Raw genomic sequence first — 25502 nt, 5'->3', positions numbered from 1 at the left:
ATTTATAAATAACGGGCGTACTGACTGCCGTCCTTTTGCGGTTTCTTAGGAGCAGTAACGGCTGGCGTACCCACATACAAAAAGCCGACAATTTGATCGTGTGGCTCAAGACCTAAAGCAACATTCACATTCGCATCAAAGGCAAAATCCCCTGTACGCCACACGGCACCTAAACCTAAGGCGAAGGCAGCCTGCTGCATCGCCATGGTCGCGCAACCCGCTGCAATGAGCTGTTCAAGTACGGGGACTTTGGAATGTTGCTGCGTTTTCGCCACGACAGTAATCACCATAGGCGCGCGCATTGGCATGCCCTTAGCTTTATTGACAAAATCCTCATCGGCACCGCTCGCTTTCGCTGCCTCAACAAAGATATCTGCCAAGGTATCTAACCCTTGTCCTGCGGCAATAATAAATTCCCATGGCGCTAAGGCGCCATGATCTGGCACACGAATGGCTGCATCTAAGATGATTTTTAATTGACTCGCATCTGGAGCAGGAGCAGTTAATCGTGGAGTTGATTGGCGAGTGAGTAAAAGTTCAATAGCGTCCAAGTTCTTATCCTAGTTCGATATAAATTGCGCTCAAGCATAGCAAATTGCTGACAAAGAGGCATAAAAAAATCCCACCGCTTGAGTGGGATTTAACTTGTTGAGTGCACTTACCATCGAGTGTACTTAAAAATTAAATGCGCTTGAAAATCCGATGCAGTTAACAATTGAGCCCGCTTGAGAAAGACTTACTTAATCCTACAGCGCTTAGCGATGAAATAATCTAGGCTAGTGTAACGACCACCGCCTAAGGTAAAAAGTGTCAACAACATAATAAAATAGGTGATCGCAAACTCAATACCATTATTAAGCACAGCAAAATTACCTGAACTGGTCAGCCAGTCATAGTTACCGTGCTCCTGCAATAACTCTTTGGCTTTTATCAGTTTATCCCCTGCCTCAATCACTCTGTCATTCGCAAGCCAAGAACTACCATCGGCAATCGCTAACCAACCATTTGGCCAATGCACAGTCAATGCGGCGACCAACATAGTGACCATTAAAGGGATTGAAATCAGTCGCGTCGCGAGCCCAAGCAGTAACAAGATAGCGCCAAAGAACTCAGTTCCCGCCGCCAGTCCTGCCATTAACGCCGGCATTGGCAGACCTAAGCCCCAATCGGGATTGGCAAACCAAGCAACCGTATCTTCAAAGTGAGCGAGCTTGTTATAGCCTGCTTGCATTAACACAGGTGCAAGGTAAATCCTAAGGGCTAATGGCGCTAAGCCTTCGAAATAGCGGCTCATATTGAGTAGTTTCTGGTAAAGGGATACGAGTGGCATAAGGTCTCTATTTAGTCGTTAGTAGGCTGATTTATTGGCTTGCAGAAATAGACCCTAGCAAGGCAATAAATCTTTCATGACCTAGGCTTCTTTTTCAATCGCTTCCTGATTCAGTTCCTTGAGATCTTGAATGAGCCCACCTAACTTTTTATAAAAATGCTTAGACTGCTGCTCCGATAAGCTCGCATTCATCGCCAACAACAAAGTCCCAAATGCCTCAGTATTTTTACGTAAAAACACTTTATGTTGTTCTGACTTAAGCTCATCGGGCTGCGTCATCAGCAAGGTTAAACGCTCGGTTAATAATGTTTTATCGGCGCGCTGACCCAGTGCAACTTCAAACTGGCGTAACCATTCGTGTCTGTACTCAAGCCACATATCTAAGGTGGATAAACGCTGTTGATTATATTGGTGAATAAGCACTTTTTGCTCCACAGTTACACTTCCAAGCCAATCATCAAATTGGGTTTGAAGGTTTTCATCGGCATCTTTTTGTAACTGTTCAGGGGTTTTTCCCGCAAATTCTTTAACGAGCTCCTGCTCTTCCTCCCGTAATTTTGTGAGGATCTGCTTCACCTGTTCATCGGACAAAGACATTATGATAGGTAGAAGCTCGGGCAAGGCGAACTCAAACAATCGAAACCAATGCCGCTTAGCAATATTCACATGATCTGCCCATAGCACTGGCGTTAACGTATTGGTTTTTATGAGGCCTTCGACTTCGGTCAATTGCACCACATAATGAGCTAACTCTTTGGATTGATGCCAAATGACAAATTTTTCAATGAGGGCATCAAATGCCTTTTGCTGAGATTTATCTAAGGTAACATAATCCTCTTGCTCCCAGCCGATGGCCCAGTCAAGGAAATGGTAACTGAATTTAGTGGAGCAGGCGCTTAAGCCTAAGAGACACACAAGTAGCATCACGCCTTTTTTCATACTGAATAATCCATCCTAGAATTGTTGCTAATAAGACGCTTGAGACTATATAAAGTTGCTTTTTATATCAAACAAGTTTGTCTAATAAAGGTTTTCAGTATGTTCTACCCGCATGTCCCACCATAGCGCGGTCAATGCCATAAGGGAATGAACCATTATCATCAGATGGAAACTAAGCACACGCAATAATGACTATTTGGGGGTGATCAGCGGCCAGAAGCAATCAAACCAAGCAAGGTAGTCGGCGCTACGACTGGGTTCTGTTTGCGCTGCCATCAATAATGCCCAGTAGCAAGCAAATACCCAATACATGTCAATAGCGGCAGGCACTGCCGTTACGGCTTGTGCAGTAACATAAGGATGTCCACTCAGATACTGTTTCACCAAAACACTTTGCTGATAGGGTGTTAACGCATGGGTCGCTAACACTACAGCCAACTCACACAGTGGATGCGACGCCGTCGCATACTCAAAATCAATACAACACAAGCGGTTATTTTTAAGTAACAAATTATGGGGATTAAGATCGCGATGGCAAAACTGCGGCTTGATTATGCAGGCTGCTAACTCATCACACCAATGTTTAATTTCGATTTGAATTGCAAGCAGCTTAGCCACCCGCTCATTCCAATCGTGAGTATTGCTATCACCAATATCACTACCCTGCTTCAATGGCACAGCACGCCTTAATACTGGCTCACTAAATGTTGCAGAAACCTGATAGGCAAGCATTTGCTGGTGATATTCCTGCCACTGCTCAGTGATACTAATAGCGTAAGGCCCTGTAGGCAGATCGCGTAATTGCAGCAATAACGCCAATAGCAAACAATGGGCTTGGTTAGGGTGCGTTTCTTGTTCTGCTGCCGGATACTGTAAATAATTAAACGTCGATTGCCCCAGCACAAAATCAGCTGCACTCGTTTGGCGCTCTAACGCTGGCCAGTGGATTAAGACCTCGTTTTCAATATCGTCACTTTCAATATAATCACTTTCAATAAAATCACTGAGGTAATAACGCTCATCTTCGCTCACCCACAACAGTTCAGGAGCAAGTTTAGCTTGAGCCAATTGCTGCCAGTAAAAACGCTCCTGCTGGCGGTTGCAAAAACTGTCCGCCGCATCCGCATTCACCCGCAGCACATAACTGCCTGTGGGCGAAGTGATTTTATAGTTGTGATTACTTAAGCCGCCCGCAAGCTCATGAATACTTAACACGTTAACTAGCCCTGCACTTTTGAGTATGGGGTAAAGTGCTTTGAATGGCTCGCCTGCTGAGCGTTCCATCGAGGCGTTTATATCGAGCATTAACTGAGTAACTTCAAGGTATTAGCTTCACGGGCGTCGGCTAACGCGGTTCGCCACAGGAAATACCCCACGACCGCCAGACCCACATAAAGCACGAATAACAAGGATGTCAGCATCAAGCCTTTGCTGAGATAAAGGTAAATCGACACTATGTCGATAACCACCCAATAAAGCCAATTCTCAAGTACCTTTTTTGCCACTAAATAAGTCGTCATCACGGCGAAACAGGTTGTCGCCGCATCTAGATACGGGAATGCGGCTTGGGTATACGTCGCCATACCGTGACCAACCAAAAGCGAAATCACGCCCGTTGCTGCGATCAACTTTAAATGGGTTTTCAATGGCCAAGTGGTCACTTTTACGCCTTGATGCTTATCACCACCTTGGGTCCAGAGCCAATATCCATAGAGCGCCATCGCCATGTAATAGACGTTAAGCACAGACTCCATCAGTAGCGACACCTTCCAAAACAACACAGTGTAAATAGCGGTACTGGCAAAGGCCGCCGCCCAGCACCACACGCTCGCCTTCATAGCCAGCAGTAAATATGCCATCGCCAGCAATACCGCGAGGGCTTCCCATACGGTCATCACATGGACTTCACCAAAGGCCGTATTAACGCTCTCGACCAAGGTTAACCATAAATCTGTCATAGTGTTGTTCTCATTGCCTATTTGTCGCTTACATGGCGGTCAATCATTATTCGCTGTGGGCTAAATTCAGCTCACCACCGATAAACTTACACACAAATACTGCCTTGCCCCACTTCTCATGGGCTGCTTGCATCTCGGTCGCCAGCATAGTCATCACATCTAAATAATCGCCGCACACTTGAGTAGCCATCGCATTAGTCACGCGCTCGATATTGGGATAGCTATCCACGCGGCCAATAAACCACTTGATAGGATCGAGGTAATTTTCATTAAAGGGATACATGCTAATTTCTGCGGTCAGTTTCATTTTAATTCCTTGATATTCTGAAGTAAGGCTGTAGCCCAAACACTGGGCTACAGTTCAGTTACACTTAAATGATTGTGCTCACTTTAAAATGAGCTATTACATAAACTTAACGTTAAAGGTTACGCCAATCTGACGCGGATCGCCGTAACGAATATATTGCTTTTCCGCCCAACCGTTATCTGGCTCATTGCCAAAATAGAAGCCACGCACACCGTATTCTTCATTAAACAGATTGCGTCCCCATAAATATGCCGACCATGCGCTCGCCTCATAACCTACGCGGGCATTGACGATAGTGTAGGGCTCAGAGCGGGATTCATTGCTGTCTGAATAATAGAATTCACTCTTACCGCTAAGATTCAGGTTAGCAAACCAACCCGAATTGGCACGATAAGTCCCGCCAAGGCTGTAGGTAACGTGTGGAGAATGGGCTAGATCGCGGCCAGTTAAATCCACCTCAGTGCCATATTTGTCCTGATACTGATAGTCACCGTAGGCCGTTTCTAACCAACCTAAGCTTGAGTAAACTTGCAGATTATCCGTGGCATACCAGGTTGCATCTAACTCAGCGCCATAGTTATTCGAACTGCCTGCATTTTCAGTGAACAAGATAAAACGCTGTGGTTTATCGGGATCTTGCTGTGATGCAGCCACCTGTTGATCTTGTCTGTCCATATAGAACAGCGCCAAATTAGTATCGATAAGTCCCGCTAACCAATGGGATTTAAGGCCGATTTCATAGTTATAGAGCGTCTCAGTACTAAACTCTTTTTTATCGTTCAATTCGACTGGCAAAGTCATGTTGAAACCGCCCGCCTTGTAACCGCGTGCGACTCGGACATAAGCATTGTGTGAGTCGTTCAGCACTTTACTCACAGCAATATGACCGCCCCACATAGTTTCGCTCGGGTCGAAATTATCGTTATTCGTATCAGAGTAATGGCTGTTGCGACGCTCTAAACGTAGACCCACAGATAAAGCATAATTTGAGCCCAAATCCGTATCGAGCTGACCAAACAGTGCATAGTTTGTCGCCTCATACTCTGAGTCTAAGACTTCATCCGGCCAAGCATTGTATTCAGAATACAATTGGTTATCTTCTTTCAGATTCATGGCATACACACCAAGCAACCAATCAGTACTCTCTGCAAAAATACGGCCCTGCTCGGTAGAACTTAGGCGAAACTCTTGCGACGCGGTTTTACGCTGACCCGTTTTATCCCAAAAATAATCGTATTGACACGGCGCCAGATTGCCATTGTCATCATTGCATTGCTTAGAGGCCCAATATTCTGAGTTAGCCCAATCGCCATCGTAACTGTAATGGTGATCGGTATTCGCAAAAGAGGTTAACGAAGTTAATTCGAAGTTTTCGGCGCCGGAATAGGTCGCTTTAAAACCCGCGCCTGTGGTGCGTTGGCTATCGACACCCGGTTGATCCGATGTTGTCTGGGTTGGTGAATTGGTTAAACTCCACACATCATAGCCATTATCAAAATCGGCATGCAGCACAGTTAAATCAAACTGCAAATCATCTGTCGCATACCAGCGCAGCTTAGCGCGGCCGCTGAATTCATCGCGGCCATTGGTATCATCACGGTCTAAATACAGGTTATCGTGGTAACCATTTTGCTGGTGCTGCTGCATTGACACACGATAAAGCAGCTTGCCAGAATCCGTTAATGGGCCAGAACTGAAACCGCTAAACGTGCGCAAATCATCATCGCCTAACGACACTTCGCCGCCATGCTCAAACACATCAGTTGGATCGTTACTCTTCAGATAAATCAGTCCCGCTAAAGCATTCGCGCCGTAACGCGTCCCCTGCGGTCCACGAAGCACTTCGACCTGCTGTAAATCGTACATGCTCGACACCATACCAATACCGGATAAATCGATATCATCTATGATGTAACCCACGGAAGAATTAGGTGCGCCTTGGTATTGTTCCTGTTCCCCTACACCGCGAATTTGAAAATATTTCGGCCGAGAGCTTCCACCTGACCAGTTAAAATTGGCGATAGAATTAAGCAGATCTTCAAAGTGTTGCGCACTTTCATCTTGAATTTTTTGACTGTCGATAACGGTAATGCTTGAAGGCATTTTTTCTAAACTTGAGCTGCGAAAATCCGCCGTCACCACCATGACTTCCATCTCAGTGCTGGGATCGGGTTTATCGATAGCGTCGGTTTGTGCAAAAACAGGGGTGCTCAGCGCTGCGGCGATGGCAAATGCCAGCGGCGCTCGGGCTAAAAATAAGCTTGGCGATACGGTTGAAAATGGGGATTGATGGTTTGACGTTTTACGGTTTGACATAGGACCTCAAATATAATGTTTGAGATCCGGCAACGAATAAGCGATTCAGAAGTGTGCTGTTAATTGGCCCATTCCTACGCCGGTATTAGCCGGATCAGGTTCTAAGGGTTCGTCAGATGACATCTCAGTTTACAGCCGTTAACGTTAAAATCAGAGTAACATTAATGCACAACAAACACCCCTTGGCGGCGCCTAGTATACATGACGGAAATAAAAAGTGGGCACTCTTATCTCTGCGATTCAATTAAATGTCGCGAAAACCACTGCCCTTCAGTTCGTATGATGAAAATATCTTTAGTAGCCGCCTAAATCCTTTCGTCCATTTGACCGCCTATCATGATAATGCTATAGAAGGTCGCAATTTCGAACACAGTAAGAGGATCATAGTCGATGCAGCTAAAACCTTTATCGAAAGGACGTTATAGCCAGCGATGGGAGCAAGACTATCCACTTATTGAAGCGGTTGTACTTAGCTGTATCAGCGAAATAAAAATGCTCAAAAAAGGCGCTCACCTCATGACGCAGGGGGAAGCGATGGCATCACTTGTATTGGTGAAGCAAGGTCGCGTATCACTCGGCCATACCGCGAGAAATGGTCGGTGTTTTCAATTAGGTACTATTGATTGTGATTCACAGCTGTTTGGCGAAATGGAGTTCTTCACCCAGTACCACTGTCAACTAGACATTATTACCAGTGAACCCTTAGAAATCATGTTGATTAACGCTGAAAAACTGCAACATTGCCTCGGTCAGCATCCTCAACTCGCGCTATTTTTCGCTAGTGCAATTGCGATTGACTACCAAGACACAGTGGATATTTTTACTCGGCGACTGCTCTATCCCATCAGTTATAACGTGGCATTTGATATTTACCATGAATACTTAAATGACTTGCCCGTAGATGGCTTTAGTAAACGCTATTTAGAGGCTGAACGATTTGGCACTACCGACCGAGTCTACCGTCGGGCACTACAAAATCTTGAGGAACGAGGCTTAATTGAGCGGAAAAAAGATAGCATTCGGATTTGTGATCTCAACGCACTCAAGAAATTTGTTGAAGCAGGTATATAACCGCTTTCAACATAACCCACACTCGACTTAATTTAACAACCGAGTGTGGGATGGATGCACAGGTAAATTAACTTACCGATGGCGAGTGTTGTTCCATAGCCGGTTTCATCCGACTTGAAACGATCAATAGCATAAATATCGCTGCGTAAAGCAAAGGAATCACGTACATCACTGTTTGTAATCCGATAATACGTTCAAAGAAAGAACTGATGGCTGGGCTAAACATCGCCCCTGCACTTCCACTAATAAGAATATATGACACATTTTTGCTGCTGGCTTTTTTTACAAAAGACACGCCATAAGCAATAAATGCATTATAAAGCGCGGCACATACAAAACCATAACCATAGGTTAAATAAGCTATCCAATTAAGATTATTGGTACTGACAATGGCAGCGGTGATCACCATAGCTAAAGCAATAATACCGACTAAGAAATGGTGAATTTTTACACGAGTCACAATCACAGTCGAAATTAACGCCCCAATTAGCGCAGCGGACCAATACTGGGTAATAATATTACCGGCATCTTCAAACGGGATATCAAATTTTTGTTTTACAAATAAAGGTGCCCAAGTTAAAAAAGTATATAAAGCCAGCATTCCTAAGAATAAACCAATACCCCCACTAATAATGCCGAGATTCCATTCAGACTGTTGTTTCTCTTGTGTTGTAGAAGATTGCTCGCAAATAGAGAAATGAGTGAACAAGGTAATAATGACTGTACCGAACGCCACTAAACCCACGGCTAAATAACTATAACTCCATGATAATGAACTTGTTAATGCATAAGTCGTTATCAATGGAAAAATAACGCCTGCAATATTAAACGTCGCATCTTGCACCACTAACATTGTGCTTTGTAATTTCTCTTGCCACACAGACACCACAATCGTACCTGCAATACATAAACCGATACCGCCACAAAAACCAATTAAGGTCATTGCTACCATCACAACTTGTAGGGAACCGGTTAAATGTAAAGCCAGAGCAGAAAGAGCAACCAGACTGTAACTTATCAAGGTCATTCTTTTGATACCCATTTTTTCAATAAAGAAAAATGCTGCAATCGTCCCCGCGAGTGCACCACCATTGAGCAATGAAAAGATTGATGCAACTTCGTTAACATTAGCGGCAAATTTCTCAGCTATGGGTTCAATCAACATCCCAAATTGGGTCGCAAAGCCCGCCATAATAAAATTGGCGAGAAAACTGATGGCTGTTAAAGTAATTTTATTATTCATTATGTCATTCCATAAGTGAAATGCTAAGGGTTCAAAGGATGGCTTTAAACCTAATTGAGGGCGGTTTCTAACGCGAGCTCGATCATATTATTAAAAGAGAGTTGGCGTTCTTCGGCCGTTGTTTCTTCACCGGTTAAACAATGATCCGATACCGTTAAAATGGCTAATGATTCGATACCTTGTTGGTGTGACAATCCATAAAGCCCCGCCACTTCCATATCAATACCTAATACCCCAAAACGTTCAAGTGCAGGGATCATATCTTCATCGGGATCGTAATAAAGATCACCACTAAAGATATTGCCAACTTTTACACTAATGCCTTTCTCATTCGCTGTTGTATAGGCTTTATGCAATAAAGAAAAGGTCGCAGAAGTTGCCATTTGGTAGCCGCTACTACGCTTAGCGTTAGTAGGTGAATCCGTACCTGCGGCTTGGGCTAAAATAACATCTCGCATTTGTACATGTTTTTGTGTTGCACCTAAACTGCCAATACGAATAATGCGTTTCACGCCAAAATAATTAATCAGCTCATGGCCATAGAGCACCATAGATGAAATACCCATACCATGACCCATAACGGAAATGCGCTGTCCTTGGTAAAAGCCCGTGTAACCAAGCATATTGCGAACATTCGTGACTTCTACGGCATCGGTGAGATAGGTTTCAGCGATATATTTAGCACGGAGTGGATCACCCGGCATAATAACAGTTTCAGCAAAATCAGTAGGTTGAGCATTAATATGAGCAGTCATCTTTCTATCCTCATGTGGTAATATGCTGATAGTAGTGCCCAATCACTGAATGTATTTAGGACTAAAGTCCGGATTTCATCTTGCCGTAAACCTTTTTGCTTAAAAATGGGTAATTTATCGCAACTTTCAAGGTGAAAAAGACGAAAGCTAATAACATTTGAGTGACCTTAAGGTCATTGAAAGTTGATGTAAAAAGAATAAAAAGGCTTACTCCTTAAAAGAAGTAAGCCTTTTTAGAACGGGTTTAATATCAAAAAATCAATTAAACACGGAATAAACTAAACAGAAGTAAACTCAAGCTTAGTTTGAAAAGGTTTCACGCACGTATACATCAAATTTAACCACTTGGGCATTAGGTGCAACAGCGCCGACTTGCAATTGCTGTTTACCGTGTAATTTCACCGATTTCCAGCTGGTCGCTTCATCTTCGATAGTAAAACCGCTGGCATCGTACCAAGTGAATTTATATTGCACACGCATATCGGACGAGGATTTGCTAACAATCAACGCTGAGCCCTGCACTAAATCACCGACTCGGCGTGCATCCACACTCTGTACCGCAATATCTCGGGCAAAGCTGGAATTATCGACGCGGGTTTCACCCAGTGAACTCACTGAAATCCCTGCGGTATGTGAGGCACAAGCACCTAAGGTAAGCGCTGCGGCCAGTAATAACCCTGTATAAACTTGTTTCATATATTTCTCCTAGTCACGCCACAAAATACGCAGCTAGCGCATCATTTCCCATTAAACGACAAACTAATCGAACAGTGCTGAACTCATGCTTAATAACATAGGTTAAATAAAGCATTCTCAATCTAAAATAGTGAATCAGTCATGCTTCATCAATCTAAACTTAATCAGATTAATCAATCAAAAAATGTGCCCGTGCCGTAGCAATAAGCTGCTTACGATTGGTTTGCCAACAATCAATATTCACGTTGGCGACTCGTCGACCCTGACGGGTAATACGACACTCAGCAAAACTATCCTTGTGCAGACCTGCACGTAAATAGTCGATTGAAAAATCAACGACTTTAGGCACCTTTGCCGTTTGCATAAATACCATTAACTGCACTATCGCCGACATTTCCATAAAGCCCGCAATCACACCACCATGAATGGCGGGCAACACAGGATTACCGATATTGTCATCTTTAGCGGGCAATTTAAAAATCAGTTCATCACCAAAACGCTCCACCTTCATGCCAATAAATTTGGCATAGGGAACGTGCTCAAGTAAATGGCCAAAATCATTAAGTTCAGTGGCGCGTTTAACTATGCCTTGCACATCAATAGGCGCTTTAACCTGTGCGTTTTGAGTTTTACTGGCGGCATCTAGTATCGAATTATTTGCGCTCATCACTCTCTCCTATCGCAGGCACGGCTTCACCCATTAACGCTTGCCTAAAGGCATCACCGACCATTTCAGGGCTTATCCGCATAAAAGAGCCGACGGCATGGGCGATGGGATCGTCGATACTGTCTTGGTAAGCAATTGCACGGGTAAAGGCAATATTAGAAGACAACTTGTAGCATTCCGCAAATCCAAACACTGGCTTATGGGGCTGAGCGGGCTTCATGTAGTCCACCCGTAAATCGAGCGTAGGTGATATTTCTAATAATTTGAATTTATGGAAAATAGCGCTCACGACTGCACTGCCACACGCGGTATCCATTAAAGTAGTGATCACCCCGCCATGGATAACACCGGTATCGGGATACCCAATTAATTCAGTGCTATAGGGCAACTCAATCAACACATGGTGCTCACTCGCCTCCAATACGGTTAAACCGAGACGGCGACACTGGGCTAGTTGATCCACAAACCGCTGCGCCATTTGGGTCAGCGGGAAAAAATCCGAATTGACCTTCATTTGCCTTGGCTCAACATGGGCCCCAGAGGCTCCCCGCCCACAAGGTGGAAATGAATGTGATAGACTTCTTGTCCACCGTGTTGATTGCAGTTCATGATCAGTCGGTAGCCATCTTTAGCGATACCCGCTTCCGCCGCCAATTTAGCCGCAACCGTCATCATACGGCCAAGTACCGGCTCATCAGAGGCTTTCATGTCGTTCGCCGTTGGGATCAAGTGATTCGGCACAATCAAAATATGGGTTGGCGCCTTAGGGGAAATGTCTCTAAAGGCAGTCACAAGTTCATCTTGATACAGAATATCCGCGGGAATTTCGCGACGAATAATTTTGCTGAAAATCGTTTCTTCGGCCATGGGGCGTCCTCCTTGGGTTAGTTGGCATAGTATATACCCAAACAACTTGAAGATGCATGATTCAGCGGGAGTTTAACGCACTTTAGGCAAGGCGGTTATTTGCGGACCTAGTGGGCTAAGTTAAAAATAACCAACACAGCATAAAGTGCGTTAAAACCCGCCGGGACGGAGCGTCTAGGGTACTCCACTCCCGTGTTGCATCAATTCAAAAGGTGGCCGACATTCTGTCATTGATGCGCCTTGAATTGAAGCACCCTAGGCGCTCTGAACTCGTATCTTCAGGTTGCTTGGGTATATTAACAATTCAATACTTTGTGTCTGCAGATATTTTGCTTTTCATTTGCCAGTTGCAGTCATTTTTGGCAGCATGGCCACCATTAAAATACTCAGGTTTTGCAGGATAAATATGATCCATTACCAGATAATCCCCGTCGATCCGAAAGCCCATTTATTCGCTGTCACTATGACATTATCCCAACCAAAGCCAGTGCAGGTCTTTAGCCTACCCGCTTGGCTGCCTGGCAGTTATATGGTGCGTGACTTTGCTAAAAATATCATTGAACTCAAGGCACAAGATGCTAATGGCCAAACGCTCAAGCTCATACAGCTAGATAAGCAAACTTGGTCGGTTGACAATAATAGCAGCGAAATTATTCTGACTTATCAAGTGTATGCTTGGGATCTGTCGGTGCGCACCGCGCATTTGGACATGACCCACGGCTTCTTTAATGGCAGTAGCGTGTTTTTATCCGCCCATGGTTTTGAAGACACTTTACACACCGTCTCTATAGAGCCACCAACAGAGCCAACATTAAGTGACTGGCGCCTTGCTACCAGCATAACCCGCACCAGTGGTGACGATTTTGCCTTCGGCCAATTTTCAGCTAAAAGCTATGACGAGCTCATCGATCATCCGGTGGAAATGGGTTTATTCACCTTAGGGAGTTTTGATGCCTGTGGCGTGCGGCATGATATCGTACTCAATGGTCGCCACCGTGCTTGCATGCCAAGGCTCTGCCAAGATTTAAAGACCATTTGTGAGTATCAGATTAACTTCTTTGGTACACCTGCACCGTTTAAGCGTTATTTGTTTATGACCACAGTATTAGACAATGGCTTTGGCGGTTTAGAGCACAGAGCTTCTACTGCATTAATGTGTTCACGCAAAGACTTACCACTGTCGCTAGATATGCCAATCAATAATGACTATCGCACTTATTTATCCCTGTGCAGCCACGAGTATTTCCACAGCTGGAACGTTAAGCGCATTAAGCCTGAATGCTTTTTACCCTATAAACTTGAGGCCGAAACCTATACGCCACAATTGTGGGCCTATGAAGGCATCACCTCCTATTACGATGACTTTCTTACCTATCGTGCAGGTCTGGTAGATGAACAAAGCTATTTAGATATGCTGAGTGATACCTTCACCCGTGTCTATCGCAGCCAGGGGCGCTTTAAACAAAGTGTTAAGGACTCAAGCTTTAATGCTTGGACTAAGTTCTACAAGCAGGATGAAAACGCACAAAATGCCATCATCAGTTATTACACTAAAGGGGCTCTGTTTGCGCTGTACTTAGATTTAACCCTGCGCAGCGAAACCCAGGGCAAATACAATCTCGACCATGTTATGCAGATTTTATGGCAGGAATATGCTCTGCAAGATAAAGGCACCACAGATACTTGCCATCAAGCCATCGTTGAACGACTCCTTGGTCGTGATTGCCAAGATCTGTTTGCCTACTTAGATAGTACGGACGATATTCCGTTAGCGGCTTTACTCGCCGAATTTGGGGTCAACTTGAGTCTTCGGGCCAGCCAAGGTGCGCAAGATGTGGGCGGCGGGCAAGCGAAAGGTTATGAGATTGCATTCGGCGCGAAAACCCAAGCAGCACCTGTTGGATTAAAAATCGTGACTGTCACCCAAGGCAGCCCTGCACACCTTGCGGGGTTAAGTGCAGGTGATGTGTTAATTGCCGCGGATAACCTACAAGTCACAGGACAATTTGAGGCGCAGCTACAGCAGTATCCGCTGGGTGAATCGTTGAATTTACATTGGTTTAGACGGGATGAATTGATGACAGGTGAATTGATGATAACTGCCGCGCCTAAGGATACTGTCGCCCTATCCATTCGTGACAAAAGCAAAATAGCGGCTTGGCTTGGACGTTAATAGGCTTTCGGCTTAAGACTACTTTTGAGAAATAATAAAAGGGGCTTTAGCCCCTTTTATCTGAGATAAGACTTAACTTAAATGTATATCCGTGTGTATATCAATACTGATAGCGACTTAAACCACCACATCGTGCAAATAGGTTTGTGCCCACGCAATCGCTTGACCACGGCTAGACACTCCAATTTTACGGAATACTCGGTACAAATGGGTTTTTATCGTGCTTTCACTGACAAACAACTGATTGGCGATATCTAAATTAGTACTTCCCGTCAACAATGCTTGTAATACTTCACGCTCACGGATAGTTAACGGTTCAGTGTCTTCGAACAACCCAAAATCATCATTTACCCCATTAATGAGCTGAATTGGGATGACCCTATGACCTCGTAAAATATTCGAGAGTCCTAGGCTTATCTCAGTTAAACCTGCATCGAGATAAAACACCCCTGCAGTTGTGGCAGCTTGCATTAAGAAACGAGCATCCACTTGTTTAGGGAACTGTAAATAGACAACTCGCACACTCGGTTGCTCACGGGCAAGTAAACGCTGAAATTGGTGGGCTTTTTGAAGATCAACAGTCGCTAAATCGATCACGACCATGGAGGCATTATTATCTTTGATTTTCTCACACATCTCATCAGGGCTGACTTGGGTCAACTTAACGAGAAACTCCTGCGGCCAACGTCCTGCGAGCAATTCCATCAATACTTGCGATCGTGACACTACAATCCAATGTAATATTTTGAACATCCTGCTCACTCCCTGTCTGGTTAACGATTATTCACTTTAAGGATCTAAGATCCTCCAAATACGACTTCAACATCCGTTCAATAGACTTCCAAGTCTACCGTGGTCACGATATTAGCATTAGATAAAACAGATTAAAAAGACTTACGTAAAAAATATTTACCGTACGCAAATCAAAAACTTCTAACACTTTCGTTGACTACACTATCAATCAGAAGTCTTAATTGAAACTGAAAAAAATTACTGAAATTTTAGGATAAAAGCGTAAGATCATACCAACACAAAAAATAAGGAAATTCCATGTCCAGCAGTAACCCCACCGCTTTTGAAATAAAATCCTATCCTGTGTGGGACAAACCGACACGATTATTTCATTGGATTAATGTCATTCTTGTGCTCGCACTCATCTTAGTCGGTGGCATCATGATGTATCGCACTGAGCTAGGCATATCTGAGTTAACAGGTAAAATTGGCTTGAAAACTTTACACGTGTGCATAGGATATGCGTTTGCAATAAACCTCATCGTCCGCCTTGTGTGGGGTTTTATCGGTAACAAATATGCGCGTTTCAGCCACATGTTTCCCAATGCTAATAGCAAAAGCGAATTAATAGCTTATAAGACTGAATTAGCCGCGGGGAAAAATCCGCAGTATTTAGGTCATAACCCTAAAGGTAAATTTGCCGTGCTGGCCATCATGTTGCTATTAGTGACCATAATGATCACTGGACTTTTGCGTGCAGGTACAGATATTTATTATCCGCCGCTAGGTAGTGCTGTACAAAGTTATCTTGCTGATACCAATGTCGAACCAACAAGCTTAAAACCCTATGATGCAACGGGTGTGAACGCAGAAAAAGCGGATGCACTTAAACCAATGAAAGGATTGGCAGGTCAAGTGCACGTCTATGCGGTTTATCTGTTGTTACTGCTGATGTTATTACATGTATTCGCGGTGATTTATACTGAAGTAAAACGTCAACCAGGGATTATTTCAGCCATGTTTTCGGGTAAAAAAATCATCCAAGGCCAACCCAAAGATGAGTAATGAGTGACTTTAGTCATAAAAATAACGCCAGCATTTGCTGGCGTTATTTATTTAGATTTGAAGGCTCACGCCAACGTTTCTAACATGTTTGATTATTTTTTCAGAACAGTTGCTGGGGTACGACCATCATCATGGCAACTTTCACAGGTAGGTTTTTGACCGACATTCATATCATGTACCGCATGACAATCTGCACAGACTAAATTACCGTCATGTGGCTTATGCACAGCGTCCATTTCAGCATAGGTACCATGACAACTTTGGCACTGTGCAAATTCAAAGGCACCATCCGCAGAAGGTGTACCATCTTTATGACAGCTTTCGCATCCACCCGACTCAGCATGGAAATCAGACAATTTTTGATCTGCAGCAAATGCGGTTGGCGACAGCGCTAACGCTGCAAGACTTGCCCCGAAAAGCGCACTTAATAGTTTTTTGCTCACAATAGTATCCTCCAATGGCGATTGTCAGTGGAAATTCTTGTCAGGGTGACTTCCATCTCTCAACCAAAATAAATAGCACGACTCGATATAACTTAGCTAAGGATGAACGAATAAGCAAACCCAAACTAAGCGACACAACTTTATCAACATACTCAAGGGTAAAATGTGCGCTGCATCATGTAACCACATGCTTATATAAGAGTTTTACATCTACCTAACCTAGAGGCTACATAATGTAAATCCCTAAACTGGCAAGCGACAGAATAAATCCCCCTTAATCTAAAACTAAAAGCTCGATTCATGATGATACTTAAGACAAAGTGATAATAAAAAGGAATGACAATAAGTGAATGGGTACAGAGTACTAGACGAGGATGCTTTAAATTGTGAAGGCATAACATTCAACCCAAACGCCTCTGGCACTTAATTCAAATGCCAAGAGGAATTAGCGATAACGGTTAACTCGCCCACTATAACCAATAATACAAATAGCGGTTAGACAGGTAAGCATCAACTCGCATCAAGTTTATTGTCAGCCTCAAGCTCTGTTTTAGGCCAAGCGTTAATCACGGCTTTGACCAACGATGCCAATGGAATGGCAAAGAATACTCCCCATACACCCCATAAACCGCCAAAGACTAAAACAGCCGCTATGATGATCACCGGATGTAAATCCACCGCATCGGAGAACAAAATAGGCACGAGTAAATTACCGTCGAGCGCCTGAATAATACCGTAACCCAACATTAAATAGCCAAATTCAGAACTAAAACCCCACTGAAAAAATGCCACTAGGGTTATAGGTAATGTAACTAAGGTTGCACCGACATAAGGGATCAATACCGATAACCCCGTTAACACACCGAGCAAAGCCGAATATCGCAGTCCCATCAAGGCAAACAAAATATAAGTTGCAACACCAACAACCACGATTTCGATCACTTTGCCACGAATGTAATTAAAAATCTGTTGGTGCATTTCAAACCACACTTTACGGGCTAACTGGCGATTTACGGGAAAAAATCGCTTACTGCCGCTAATCAGTTGGTCTTTATCTTTTAAAAAGAAAAACACCAGTAAGGGCACTAAAATCGCGTACACCATCAAGACGAGTAAAGAAGCTGAATAACCGATTAATTGCTTAGCAATATCCAACACATGTTGAGTATCGAGCAGTTTTTTAAGCTCACCCACCATCAGATCTAACTGCTCTGGATTGATAAATCGTGGATATTGATTGATCAGCGTTTGTATTGTCAGCAGGCCTTTATCTATCATGCTAGGCAAGTCGGCAATTAAGCTAACACCTTGACGCCACACACTCGGAATTAAGCCAAATATCAGTAAAACCACGATTCCCAAAAACAACACAATAACCAAGGACGCACCAGCGGTGCGATTAATCCCCAATTTAAGCATTTGCGCCACAGGCCATTCCAATAGAAATGCCAACACAAGAGCGACCAACAGCGGAGCAAGTAAACCTGCCGCAAAATAAATCACTAGCGCGAGCCCGACAAGAATAGCCATTAAGGTCACAGCTTGTGGATCACTAAAGCGCTCTTGATACCAACGAGAAAAAACAGTAAACATGGATCATTCCAATAGTGATGGTTGGCGATGCTTCCCAAACGCTCAGGAAAGTTTATTTATCATGATGTTATTCGAGACTTTACTCAGTTAGACTTTCGCTTCTACACGTCAGCTAAATCAAAAAATCAACTGATAGGAGTAAACAACTTAGCCTGAGCGGCACTCTGGCTCAGAATTAGGCGCTTGATGCTAGTCTAAGAGGATTTAAACATAAAAATCCTCAATTTATCCCTGAGATAGATCAACTTTGGTGACCATCAAGGCTAACAGACCTGCATCATTACGCAACTCTTGCACGACATGCCCTTGTTTTTTTAAATATTGGGGAACATCTCGCCGCGAACCAGAGTCTGAGAGTAAGATATGCAACTGCTCACCCTCTCGCATTGGCTTCAATGCAAGCTTCACTTTCACTAAGGGTACTGGACAACGAAAGAGCGTTAAATCAATAAAAATCATAATGAACTTGCTATAGACGAACTTGGGCCATTATCCTAAGTTGCACCTCAAACTACAAGCTAAGTGCAGTATCTGCCTTTAGTTGAGATAATTAGAAATAAAAGGATCCGCTTGCGTAACTTGACTTTTTTGACTCGATTCAAACCTTTTGTTGCAGGCGCACTCTCCTTGATGCTGCTAACCTTCGCCGCCAAAAGCTTTGCCAACAATGACTTACCGGATTTAGGTACGGCCGCAGTTAACACCTTCAGCCTTGAAAAAGAAATGGTTTACGGTGATGCTTATATGCGCATCATTCGCTCATCGGCACCTATGCTAAATGACCCCGTGTTGAGTCAATATCTTACCGAGCTTGGCAATAAACTGGTCGCCCATGCCACAGGCGTAAAAACGCCGTTTTATTTTTTCCTATTACAAAATGATGAAATCAACGCCTTCGCCTTCTTTGGCGGCCATGTTGCCGTGCACACAGGCTTATTTCTCAATGCCGACAATGAAAGCGAACTGGCTTCAGTATTAGGCCACGAAGTGACTCACGTTACTCAACGTCACCTTGCGCGTTCGCTTGAAGCACAGCAAAAAAGTAATCCTGCAACAATTGCCGGTTTACTCGGCGCCATTTTGTTAACTATTGCAGTACCACAAGCAGGTATGGCGGCACTTGCGACAACCCAAGCTATGGCGACACAATCGAAAATCAACTACACCCGTTTGCATGAAAAGGAAGCCGATCGCATCGGAATGCAAATTCTAGTGGATGCAGGCTTTAATCCTAATGCTGCAGCGGATTTCTTTGGTAAATTAGCCAGTCGTTATCGCTTTACCACAACACCACCACAAATGTTATTAACTCACCCATTACCTGAATCGCGGATCACTGAAGCCCGTAACCGTGCCAAGCAATACCCTAAACGTTATATCCCTGATAATCTTAATTTTCAGCTAGCAAAAGCTCGTATTCAAGTCCGTTTTTCCAGCTATAGCGACGAAGCAGTATTAAGCATGTTTGATCGGCAGCTCAACAAACAGACCTATACCTTCAAAGAGGCAGCACTTTATGGCAAAGCGCTGGCTTTATATAGATTGAAGAAGTTTAATGAATCAGAAAAAATCGTCGATGAACTGTTAAAAATCGATAATAACAACCTGTTTTATATAGACACTAAATCTGATTTACTGATCGAACGTAAGGACTATGCAAAAGCGATTACTATGCTCGAAGCCCAGCGTAAAATGAAACCAACGTCTCAAGTGATCAATGCCAACTTAGCCAATATATATATCGAAGCCGATCAAGCCCCCAAAGCAATTCCTTTGCTGGAGGATATGATTTTCCTCGATAAACAAAATGAACTGCCCTATCAATTGTTGACTATGGTGTATAAAAAAACCGGCAACCAAGCATTGGAATATTTTTCCACCGCAGAGCTGATGGCCTTAGGTGCTAACTATAAGGGCGCAATCGATCAACTTAACTTTGCCTACCGTGCATCCGAAAATAATCCATTACAGCTTGCACGTATTGAAGCACGTATTCGCCAGTTTAAAATGGCTGATAAAGAAATGGATGCGCTTAAGTAATAAGTTGTTTTACAAATAGATTAAAGACAATAACCCATTTATGCGCCCCGAACACACTGACGGGGCGCGGTTTTTTCTGTTATTATCCGCGCCATTGTTATTTCAGCCCGTATTGAGCCTCTAGTACTATGACCCAAGCGACGATTTACCATAACCCACGTTGTTCAAAAAGCCGTGAAACCTTAGCTTTACTCGAGCAACAAGGCTGCGACATTACCCTAGTGGAATACTTAAAAAATCCCCCTACGGCTAAAGACATCGGCGACATTCTGGCTAAACTAGGCATAAGTGCTCGCGAATTAATGCGCACCAAGGAAGCAGAATATCAAGCCTTGGGACTTGCAGACTCATCACTAACAGAATTGCAGTTGATTGAGGCTATGGTCAACACTCCTAAACTCATCGAACGGCCAATTGTGCTCGCCAATCAAAGCGCAGCCATCGGCCGTCCCCCTGAGAATGTGCTTACTATTCTTTAACCCATAATTTTTAAACAAAAATGGCTTTTATTTTCAACCCTTAGGTAGACTTATGACGTCCAACACCTTATTTATCCTTAGCCGTTTAGGCTACTTTGCGCTAGTGCTGCTGTTAGGCGGTTGGTTTGTTGGCCAAGGGATTAGCGGTGAATACACCCTGCTATTTAGCCTCTTATGGATAGTGCCGTTATTACTACCCGCAAAGGGTGTTTTCCAAGGTAATCCATACACTTACGCTTGGGCAAGTTTTATTCTGTGCTTATATATGTTACATGGGCTCACCCTGCTTTATGTCACCAATGACGCCTTCGCTTTTGCCTTAATCGAAGTATTATTGATTGGCGTACTGCTAATCGCTTTCCCATTTTATGCCCGCATACGTGGTCGTGAACTGGGATTAGGCCTGAAGAAAAAATCTAAAGAATAGTCAGTTCAATGTATTTTCAGTGCCGTTTAACCTTGCTGGGTATGGCGGCATTTTTTATATTAAAAGGCCAAACCTTGGCTCAAATATCCCTTATGATCTCAGTCTGAATATCCATTTCAACCTTAGTTTCAACCTCTGTTCCGACGTCAATTCCCATCACGACAAAATTAACACTTATTATACTTACACTGACTTTTTGCAACTAAGTACCCGTGCTATAGTCAGTTTCTCACAGTATAAGCGTCCCATGACGCCACAAAAGTCTAAATAGCACAGCAGAGTTAGCAAGGGAGAATGGTGTAATGGGAATGTCGATACCACTGAAATTTTTCGGATTTATGGCTTGCTCTGGCCTACTTGCGGCATGCGGGGGCGGTGGTGATAGTAAACCAGATGATAGTGTAGTCACGCCCCCCTCCACCTCACTAGCACGCTGCACAGATAGCATTTCGCCACTCATTACCACCACGTCATCCTCAATTCGCTTTCAAACCGAGCAAAATTATGTGGCGGGTCAATCTAGTACTATCATTGCCAATATCCTAAATCGTGACAGCCAAGACTTAACCTTCCGTTGGCAGCAAATCGATGGCCCTAACATAGCACTCGTCAGTCAAAACAGCCCGGTATTAGCCCTTGATACTCCCACCACAGGCGGCTACCGTTTTAGCTTGCATGTGACGGGCAGTAATCTAGATGTCTCCGGAGAAATTGGTATTAATGTCGATCCCGCATCGACGGGTATGCTAAACGTCCGTCAAGATCACCAAGTGGTTGAAGGCAATAATGTGAGTTTAAGACTCGGGCAACAATCGGAATTAAGCGCAGCAAATATCTCTTGGTGTGTAGCATCTGGCCCAGATTTAATGGTCGATGTGAGCGATCCGTTTAGACCCTTGTTTACCGCGCCAACGGTCACTCAGGATACAATCACTCGCCTCAAAGTGAATGCCAACGTCAATGGCAATCAGCTTAGCGATGATGTCTTTGTGCTAACAACCTCAGCGCCAGCGATCAGCTCACCATACTTCGATACCCCAGTTGCGCGCACCCATGCCTATCGTCCGGATTCACCTTACGCCAATGTGCTAGCAAACTGTGTTTACTCCAATCAGCTTAATGATAGCTGCACTATCAATACCTTACCTTTGATAGGTCAAACCTCAAGCGATCTCAATCACGAGACGATTCTAAATCGAGTACTGGTTTCCCACGATTGGATGGGTGATAACTTTGCCGCTTTCTTAGCCCAGATGGACCCTAATAGCGATTTTGCCCGCCTGTTACAATCCGTTACAGCCGTGGTGATTAGCTATGATGTACGCCCTTCTTTTTATTGGGTAGTCACAGGGGCGATTTATCTCGATCCCAATGATTTATGGCTTACACCTACCCAGCGCGACACTATTAATGAAGCGCCGGATTACCGCAGTAATTTTGGAAATGATCTTAACTTTGTGATGCCTTGGCGTTATGTGAAAGATAACCAATATGCCTCCCTTGGCGTGCCTATCACAGTCAGAGCAAACCGCACATTAGCGCAAATCAATCCCGATCTGGCCTCCTTGTTGTACCACGAGCTCGCCCATGCCAATGACTTTTTTCCACGCAGCGTGCATGCCACACTCACAGGGCCAAGACTGTTAGATGACTACAGCCGCCGCAATACCAACAAGAGTCTAATTTCAGATCAAGTCAGTAAAACCTACCCATTAACGAGCACTGAAATGATGGGACTTGCCAATGTTAGTTTCCTCGGCGCAGCGGCGAGTAATGTGCAAAAGACCTATCAAGCATCGGATGTCAGTACTTTCTTTTCTACCGATATCGCCAGCGACTTCTATGCCTATTCCAGTACCCGTGAAGACACGGCCATGTTATTTGAGGAAGCCATGATGAGTTATCGCTATCAAATATTGCGTGATGTCGCCGTCACCAATAAACCTGCGATTTTAACTGCGGATTCGCTGATTATTGACTGGGGACAAAGGGGAAGAATTGCAAAAGACAGTCTAGAAAATCGCGCTGCGTTGGTGATTGATGAAATGCTGCCAGAGCTTAATGGGATCAGTCTGGTCGAAAGCCTACCCGAGCCAATTAATATGGTGCAAGGTCAAAGCTGGCGTCAAACATTGGCAATATCGCCTGCGAATACACAGCTCAAAGGCCAAAGCAATGCAGCTGCAATTAATGCCGAGTCTCGTTTTGAAGCCGAACTTCGCTTAAGTGGTGACCGTCACCAACATCCACAACAATAGCGTTTTAAATTTTAGATAAACAAAAGCCCGTATGTATTCAACATGACGGGCTTTACTCTTTTTGGCTTTAATGCCAGTAGGTTTTGTATCTTCAGAACGAACACAAACCATGCAGTATCTAAAGGTGTAGCATCTCTTTGGCAAACGGAATCGTGAGCTTACGCTGATGCACTAATGAGGCTTTATCTAACTTATCCAATACATCAAACAAGGTACGCAAATCCCGCGCCATACGGTTCAGTAAAAAACGCCCGACATCTTCCGGTAATTGCAGGCCACGCATAGCGGCGCGGCGTTGCAGTGCGGCAAGTTTTTCATCATCTGCCATGGGTTGCAGTTGGTAATTCAACCCCCATTGCATACGTGAAACAAGATCTGGCAAGAGGAACCCAGCATCCGCAGGAGACGAGCTGCCGCTGACCACTAAGGCGCAATTCTTATTTTCTGCGACGCGATTGTAGAGATCAAAAATCGCCTCTTCCCAAACGGGGTGGCCGGCGATGGCATCGACATCATCGATACAAACCAAATCCAACTGTTCTAGGCCTTCAAGCAATGCGGTCGAAATACTCGCATGTATGCCTAAGGGAATATAAAAGCTGCGACGCTCCACTTCATTAGCGTGCGCGCAAGCAGCGTGCATTAAATGGGTTCGACCCGATTTAACTGGGCCCCACAAATAGATGGCGGCTTCACCATGCCCTTCGGCATTCGCTCTCAATTTTTGAATAAGTTCATCATTACCCGCGGCGGGGTAATAACTATTAAAGGTTTCGTCGTCTGGCAAATGCACAGGTAACGAGAGTTGCAGAGGTGAGTTTAAGGGCACTCGGTCTTCTCAATATTAAATAAAAACAATGCCGTGCTTAACTAAGCACGGCCGATAACATCTTAATGTAAACGCCATTCATACACAGGTTTGCCAGTTTGATTAGAGACAGGGCTAAATTCACCTGCACTCACAGGTGCGACCACAGAAATACGCGGCTCTAAGCTTAATAAGCGTTGTAAATCCGTCTCTGAGCCAAATAAATCTAACGATAAAGTCACAGTATTACCTTGAATATGCGTTAACGTGGCATTTTTAATCGCGCTGAGTTGCTTCAAATATTTTTCAACTTCAACTAATTGCGCCATTTTTTGGATATTAACGAAGGTAACACTCGCACCAAGCTGAGTACCAGTATCTGCAATCGCATACTTAGTAAAATAGTATTCACCTAACGCCGCCATCATAGCGGTAATCGCTTGGGTCGAATTTTCAGCAATACCGTTGTAACTGAATAACGGTGGCGTCAAAGAGTCAATGGTAGCCTTAGTATAAAGATTTAAACGATAACGAACCTGATTCCCGGCGGCATCAATTGCCACTAGCGCCAAAAAGTCAGCTTGATAGCGGCCAGATACACTCGCCACGATGTCGGCAAACATCCCTTTAATATCGTTAGGATTAATACCCATCAACTCATCAAGATCTAAGATAGGCAAGAGTACAGGTATACCGCGGGCATAGGAAAAATCGCTAAAAATCTTACGTTCGGCTAACGCAGATGAGTCACCCAATATCATAGTGTCGCCATCACCAGGCATAGCGACCCAAAATAAGGTCAGCGGGCGTTGAGTTCCCCAAACAGGCAATTGTGCCTGACGCAGTAACGCCACTATGCGGCGGTGCTCAAAACTCGCGGTCAACAGCAATTGGCCATTTTGCTCGATATAACCATACTGGCTCAGCAAGGTATCAGGATTACTGAGCTGAGATTGGATTAGGCTGTTATCGAGGGATCGCGCAGTCCCAGTGTTCTTGATAATGACTTGCTCAAGTGCACTTTTTAAGGCTTTGTCGCGTTCAGCAACTGCGCGCGAAGACACAGGCACATTGGCCTCATCTAATTTACTCACCTCAACAGCATTGACGCTATTAATCGTGAACAGACAATATAGAAATGCAATTAAGCTCGGCTTCAATAGGAATTTCAGCATCTTTGAGTAGTTGAAGTAGCGTCAGATGAGGCAAATTGTACCATAGTTAGCGCCTTAAGCGAGTCTTGCCAAAATTTAGCCCCATTTCCGTGCCAGCCATAGCACAGAAAACCCAAACAGTGATCAACGTCGGCAAAACAGGCGATTTTCTCCTGCTCAA

Annotated in this window: 26 protein-coding genes and 1 riboswitch; of the genes, 7 read left to right on the top strand and 19 right to left on the bottom strand. The window is 44.2% G+C overall.

Features of this window, described 5'->3' with window-relative positions:
• Positions 1 to 2 precede the first annotated feature (2 nt).
• From L5M10_RS12090 to L5M10_RS12060, 7 genes are all read right to left on the bottom strand, one after another.
• Positions 3 to 551 (bottom strand): NAD(P)H nitroreductase, encoded by a 549-nt coding sequence (locus L5M10_RS12090; RefSeq protein ID WP_263255313.1) that lies wholly within the window; start codon positions 549 to 551, stop codon positions 3 to 5.
• A 185-nt stretch (positions 552 to 736) separates the two neighbouring features.
• Positions 737 to 1330 (bottom strand): DoxX family protein, encoded by a 594-nt coding sequence (locus tag L5M10_RS12085; RefSeq protein WP_263181024.1) that lies wholly within the window; start codon positions 1328 to 1330, stop codon positions 737 to 739.
• Between the two features lie 81 nt (positions 1331 to 1411).
• Positions 1412 to 2269, bottom strand: coding sequence for a DUF6279 family lipoprotein (locus L5M10_RS12080; protein WP_263138252.1), 858 nt, complete (start codon positions 2267 to 2269; stop codon positions 1412 to 1414).
• Positions 2270 to 2461: 192 nt separating this feature from the next.
• A complete protein-coding gene (locus L5M10_RS12075) occupies positions 2462 to 3574 on the bottom strand; it encodes a phosphotransferase (protein ID WP_263255312.1) in 1113 nt (370 codons plus the stop codon).
• Entirely contained in the window at positions 3574 to 4227 is a 654-nt protein-coding gene (gene pnuC, locus L5M10_RS12070; RefSeq protein ID WP_028760296.1) for a nicotinamide riboside transporter PnuC, read from the bottom strand. The genes L5M10_RS12075 and pnuC overlap by 1 nt, the downstream gene beginning before the upstream one ends.
• A 46-nt stretch (positions 4228 to 4273) precedes the next feature.
• Entirely contained in the window at positions 4274 to 4534 is a 261-nt protein-coding gene (locus L5M10_RS12065) for a hypothetical protein (RefSeq protein ID WP_028760297.1), read from the bottom strand.
• Between the two features lie 96 nt (positions 4535 to 4630).
• Positions 4631 to 6850 (bottom strand): TonB-dependent receptor, encoded by a 2220-nt coding sequence (locus L5M10_RS12060; protein WP_263255311.1) that lies wholly within the window; start codon positions 6848 to 6850, stop codon positions 4631 to 4633.
• 54 nt (positions 6851 to 6904) lie between these two features.
• A riboswitch (TPP riboswitch) is annotated at positions 6905 to 7043 on the bottom strand.
• 197 nt (positions 7044 to 7240) lie between these two features.
• On the opposite strand from L5M10_RS12060, the gene L5M10_RS12055 reads away from it, so the two are divergent.
• A complete protein-coding gene (locus L5M10_RS12055) occupies positions 7241 to 7921 on the top strand; it encodes a Crp/Fnr family transcriptional regulator (protein ID WP_263255310.1) in 681 nt (226 codons plus the stop codon).
• A gap of 67 nt (positions 7922 to 7988) precedes the next feature.
• On the opposite strand, the gene tsgA is transcribed toward L5M10_RS12055, so the two are convergent.
• From tsgA to hinT, 6 genes are all read right to left on the bottom strand, one after another.
• A complete protein-coding gene (gene tsgA / locus L5M10_RS12050) occupies positions 7989 to 9164 on the bottom strand; it encodes an MFS transporter TsgA (RefSeq protein WP_263255309.1) in 1176 nt (391 codons plus the stop codon).
• A 50-nt stretch (positions 9165 to 9214) separates the two neighbouring features.
• Complete coding sequence (gene deoD, locus L5M10_RS12045) at positions 9215 to 9919, bottom strand: purine-nucleoside phosphorylase (protein ID WP_012196924.1); 705 nt, start codon at positions 9917 to 9919, stop codon at positions 9215 to 9217.
• A gap of 300 nt (positions 9920 to 10219) precedes the next feature.
• Positions 10220 to 10615 carry a YcfL family protein gene (locus tag L5M10_RS12040; RefSeq protein ID WP_028760301.1) on the bottom strand — a complete coding sequence of 132 codons (396 nt, stop codon included), beginning with the start codon at positions 10613 to 10615 and terminating at the stop codon, positions 10220 to 10222.
• 169 nt (positions 10616 to 10784) lie between these two features.
• Entirely contained in the window at positions 10785 to 11282 is a 498-nt protein-coding gene (locus tag L5M10_RS12035; protein WP_172481184.1) for a PaaI family thioesterase, read from the bottom strand.
• A complete protein-coding gene (locus L5M10_RS12030) occupies positions 11269 to 11796 on the bottom strand; it encodes a PaaI family thioesterase (RefSeq protein WP_028760303.1) in 528 nt (175 codons plus the stop codon). The genes L5M10_RS12035 and L5M10_RS12030 overlap by 14 nt, the downstream gene beginning before the upstream one ends.
• On the bottom strand, positions 11793 to 12149 hold the full coding sequence (gene hinT / locus L5M10_RS12025; protein WP_006081303.1) for a purine nucleoside phosphoramidase: 357 nt from the start codon (positions 12147 to 12149) through the stop codon (positions 11793 to 11795). Before hinT ends, L5M10_RS12030 begins: the two co-directional genes overlap by 4 nt.
• A 406-nt stretch (positions 12150 to 12555) precedes the next feature.
• Between hinT and L5M10_RS12020 the strand changes: the two genes are divergently transcribed.
• Positions 12556 to 14322 carry a M61 family metallopeptidase gene (locus tag L5M10_RS12020; RefSeq protein ID WP_263255308.1) on the top strand — a complete coding sequence of 589 codons (1767 nt, stop codon included), beginning with the start codon at positions 12556 to 12558 and terminating at the stop codon, positions 14320 to 14322.
• Positions 14323 to 14439: 117 nt separating this feature from the next.
• Here L5M10_RS12020 and L5M10_RS12015 read toward each other — a convergent pair whose 3' ends face one another.
• Entirely contained in the window at positions 14440 to 15075 is a 636-nt protein-coding gene (locus L5M10_RS12015; protein ID WP_028760305.1) for a LuxR C-terminal-related transcriptional regulator, read from the bottom strand.
• 297 nt (positions 15076 to 15372) lie between these two features.
• Here L5M10_RS12015 and L5M10_RS12010 point away from each other — a divergent pair, with 297 nt between their 5' ends.
• Complete coding sequence (locus L5M10_RS12010) at positions 15373 to 16119, top strand: cytochrome b/b6 domain-containing protein (RefSeq protein ID WP_263255307.1); 747 nt, start codon at positions 15373 to 15375, stop codon at positions 16117 to 16119.
• Between the two features lie 92 nt (positions 16120 to 16211).
• Here L5M10_RS12010 and cctA read toward each other — a convergent pair whose 3' ends face one another.
• The 3 genes from cctA to L5M10_RS11995 all read right to left on the bottom strand — a co-directional run bounded on the left by cctA (position 16212) and on the right by L5M10_RS11995 (position 18614).
• Positions 16212 to 16562 (bottom strand): tetraheme c-type cytochrome CctA, encoded by a 351-nt coding sequence (gene cctA, locus L5M10_RS12005; RefSeq protein ID WP_105252823.1) that lies wholly within the window; start codon positions 16560 to 16562, stop codon positions 16212 to 16214.
• A 510-nt stretch (positions 16563 to 17072) separates the two neighbouring features.
• On the bottom strand, positions 17073 to 18155 hold the full coding sequence (locus L5M10_RS12000; protein ID WP_263255306.1) for an AI-2E family transporter: 1083 nt from the start codon (positions 18153 to 18155) through the stop codon (positions 17073 to 17075).
• Positions 18156 to 18380: 225 nt separating this feature from the next.
• Complete coding sequence (locus tag L5M10_RS11995; RefSeq protein ID WP_131523892.1) at positions 18381 to 18614, bottom strand: sulfurtransferase TusA family protein; 234 nt, start codon at positions 18612 to 18614, stop codon at positions 18381 to 18383.
• Between the two features lie 111 nt (positions 18615 to 18725).
• Here L5M10_RS11995 and L5M10_RS11990 point away from each other — a divergent pair, with 111 nt between their 5' ends.
• The 4 genes from L5M10_RS11990 to L5M10_RS11975 all read left to right on the top strand — a co-directional run bounded on the left by L5M10_RS11990 (position 18726) and on the right by L5M10_RS11975 (position 23359).
• A complete protein-coding gene (locus tag L5M10_RS11990) occupies positions 18726 to 20195 on the top strand; it encodes a M48 family metalloprotease (protein ID WP_263255305.1) in 1470 nt (489 codons plus the stop codon).
• 128 nt (positions 20196 to 20323) lie between these two features.
• Positions 20324 to 20674, top strand: a complete 351-nt coding sequence (gene arsC, locus L5M10_RS11985) for an arsenate reductase (glutaredoxin) (protein ID WP_105252827.1) — start codon at positions 20324 to 20326, stop codon at positions 20672 to 20674.
• A 52-nt stretch (positions 20675 to 20726) separates the two neighbouring features.
• The gene (locus L5M10_RS11980; protein ID WP_028760312.1) at positions 20727 to 21101 is read left to right on the top strand and encodes a DUF2069 domain-containing protein; all 375 of its coding nucleotides are present in this window, start codon (positions 20727 to 20729) and stop codon (positions 21099 to 21101) included.
• A gap of 302 nt (positions 21102 to 21403) precedes the next feature.
• A complete protein-coding gene (locus tag L5M10_RS11975; protein ID WP_263255304.1) occupies positions 21404 to 23359 on the top strand; it encodes a hypothetical protein in 1956 nt (651 codons plus the stop codon).
• A 118-nt stretch (positions 23360 to 23477) separates the two neighbouring features.
• On the opposite strand, the gene hda is transcribed toward L5M10_RS11975, so the two are convergent.
• Positions 23478 to 24188, bottom strand: coding sequence for a DnaA inactivator Hda (gene hda / locus L5M10_RS11970; RefSeq protein WP_168823935.1), 711 nt, complete (start codon positions 24186 to 24188; stop codon positions 23478 to 23480).
• A gap of 62 nt (positions 24189 to 24250) precedes the next feature.
• The gene (locus L5M10_RS11965) at positions 24251 to 25342 is read right to left on the bottom strand and encodes a DUF2066 domain-containing protein (protein WP_263255303.1); all 1092 of its coding nucleotides are present in this window, start codon (positions 25340 to 25342) and stop codon (positions 24251 to 24253) included.
• Positions 25343 to 25502: the final 160 nt, after the last annotated feature.

The sequence above is a fragment of the Shewanella sp. SM32 genome, assembly GCF_025654235.1.
Classification (GTDB): domain Bacteria; phylum Pseudomonadota; class Gammaproteobacteria; order Enterobacterales; family Shewanellaceae; genus Shewanella; species Shewanella oncorhynchi.
This window is presented reverse-complemented; position numbering and strand designations above follow the sequence as displayed.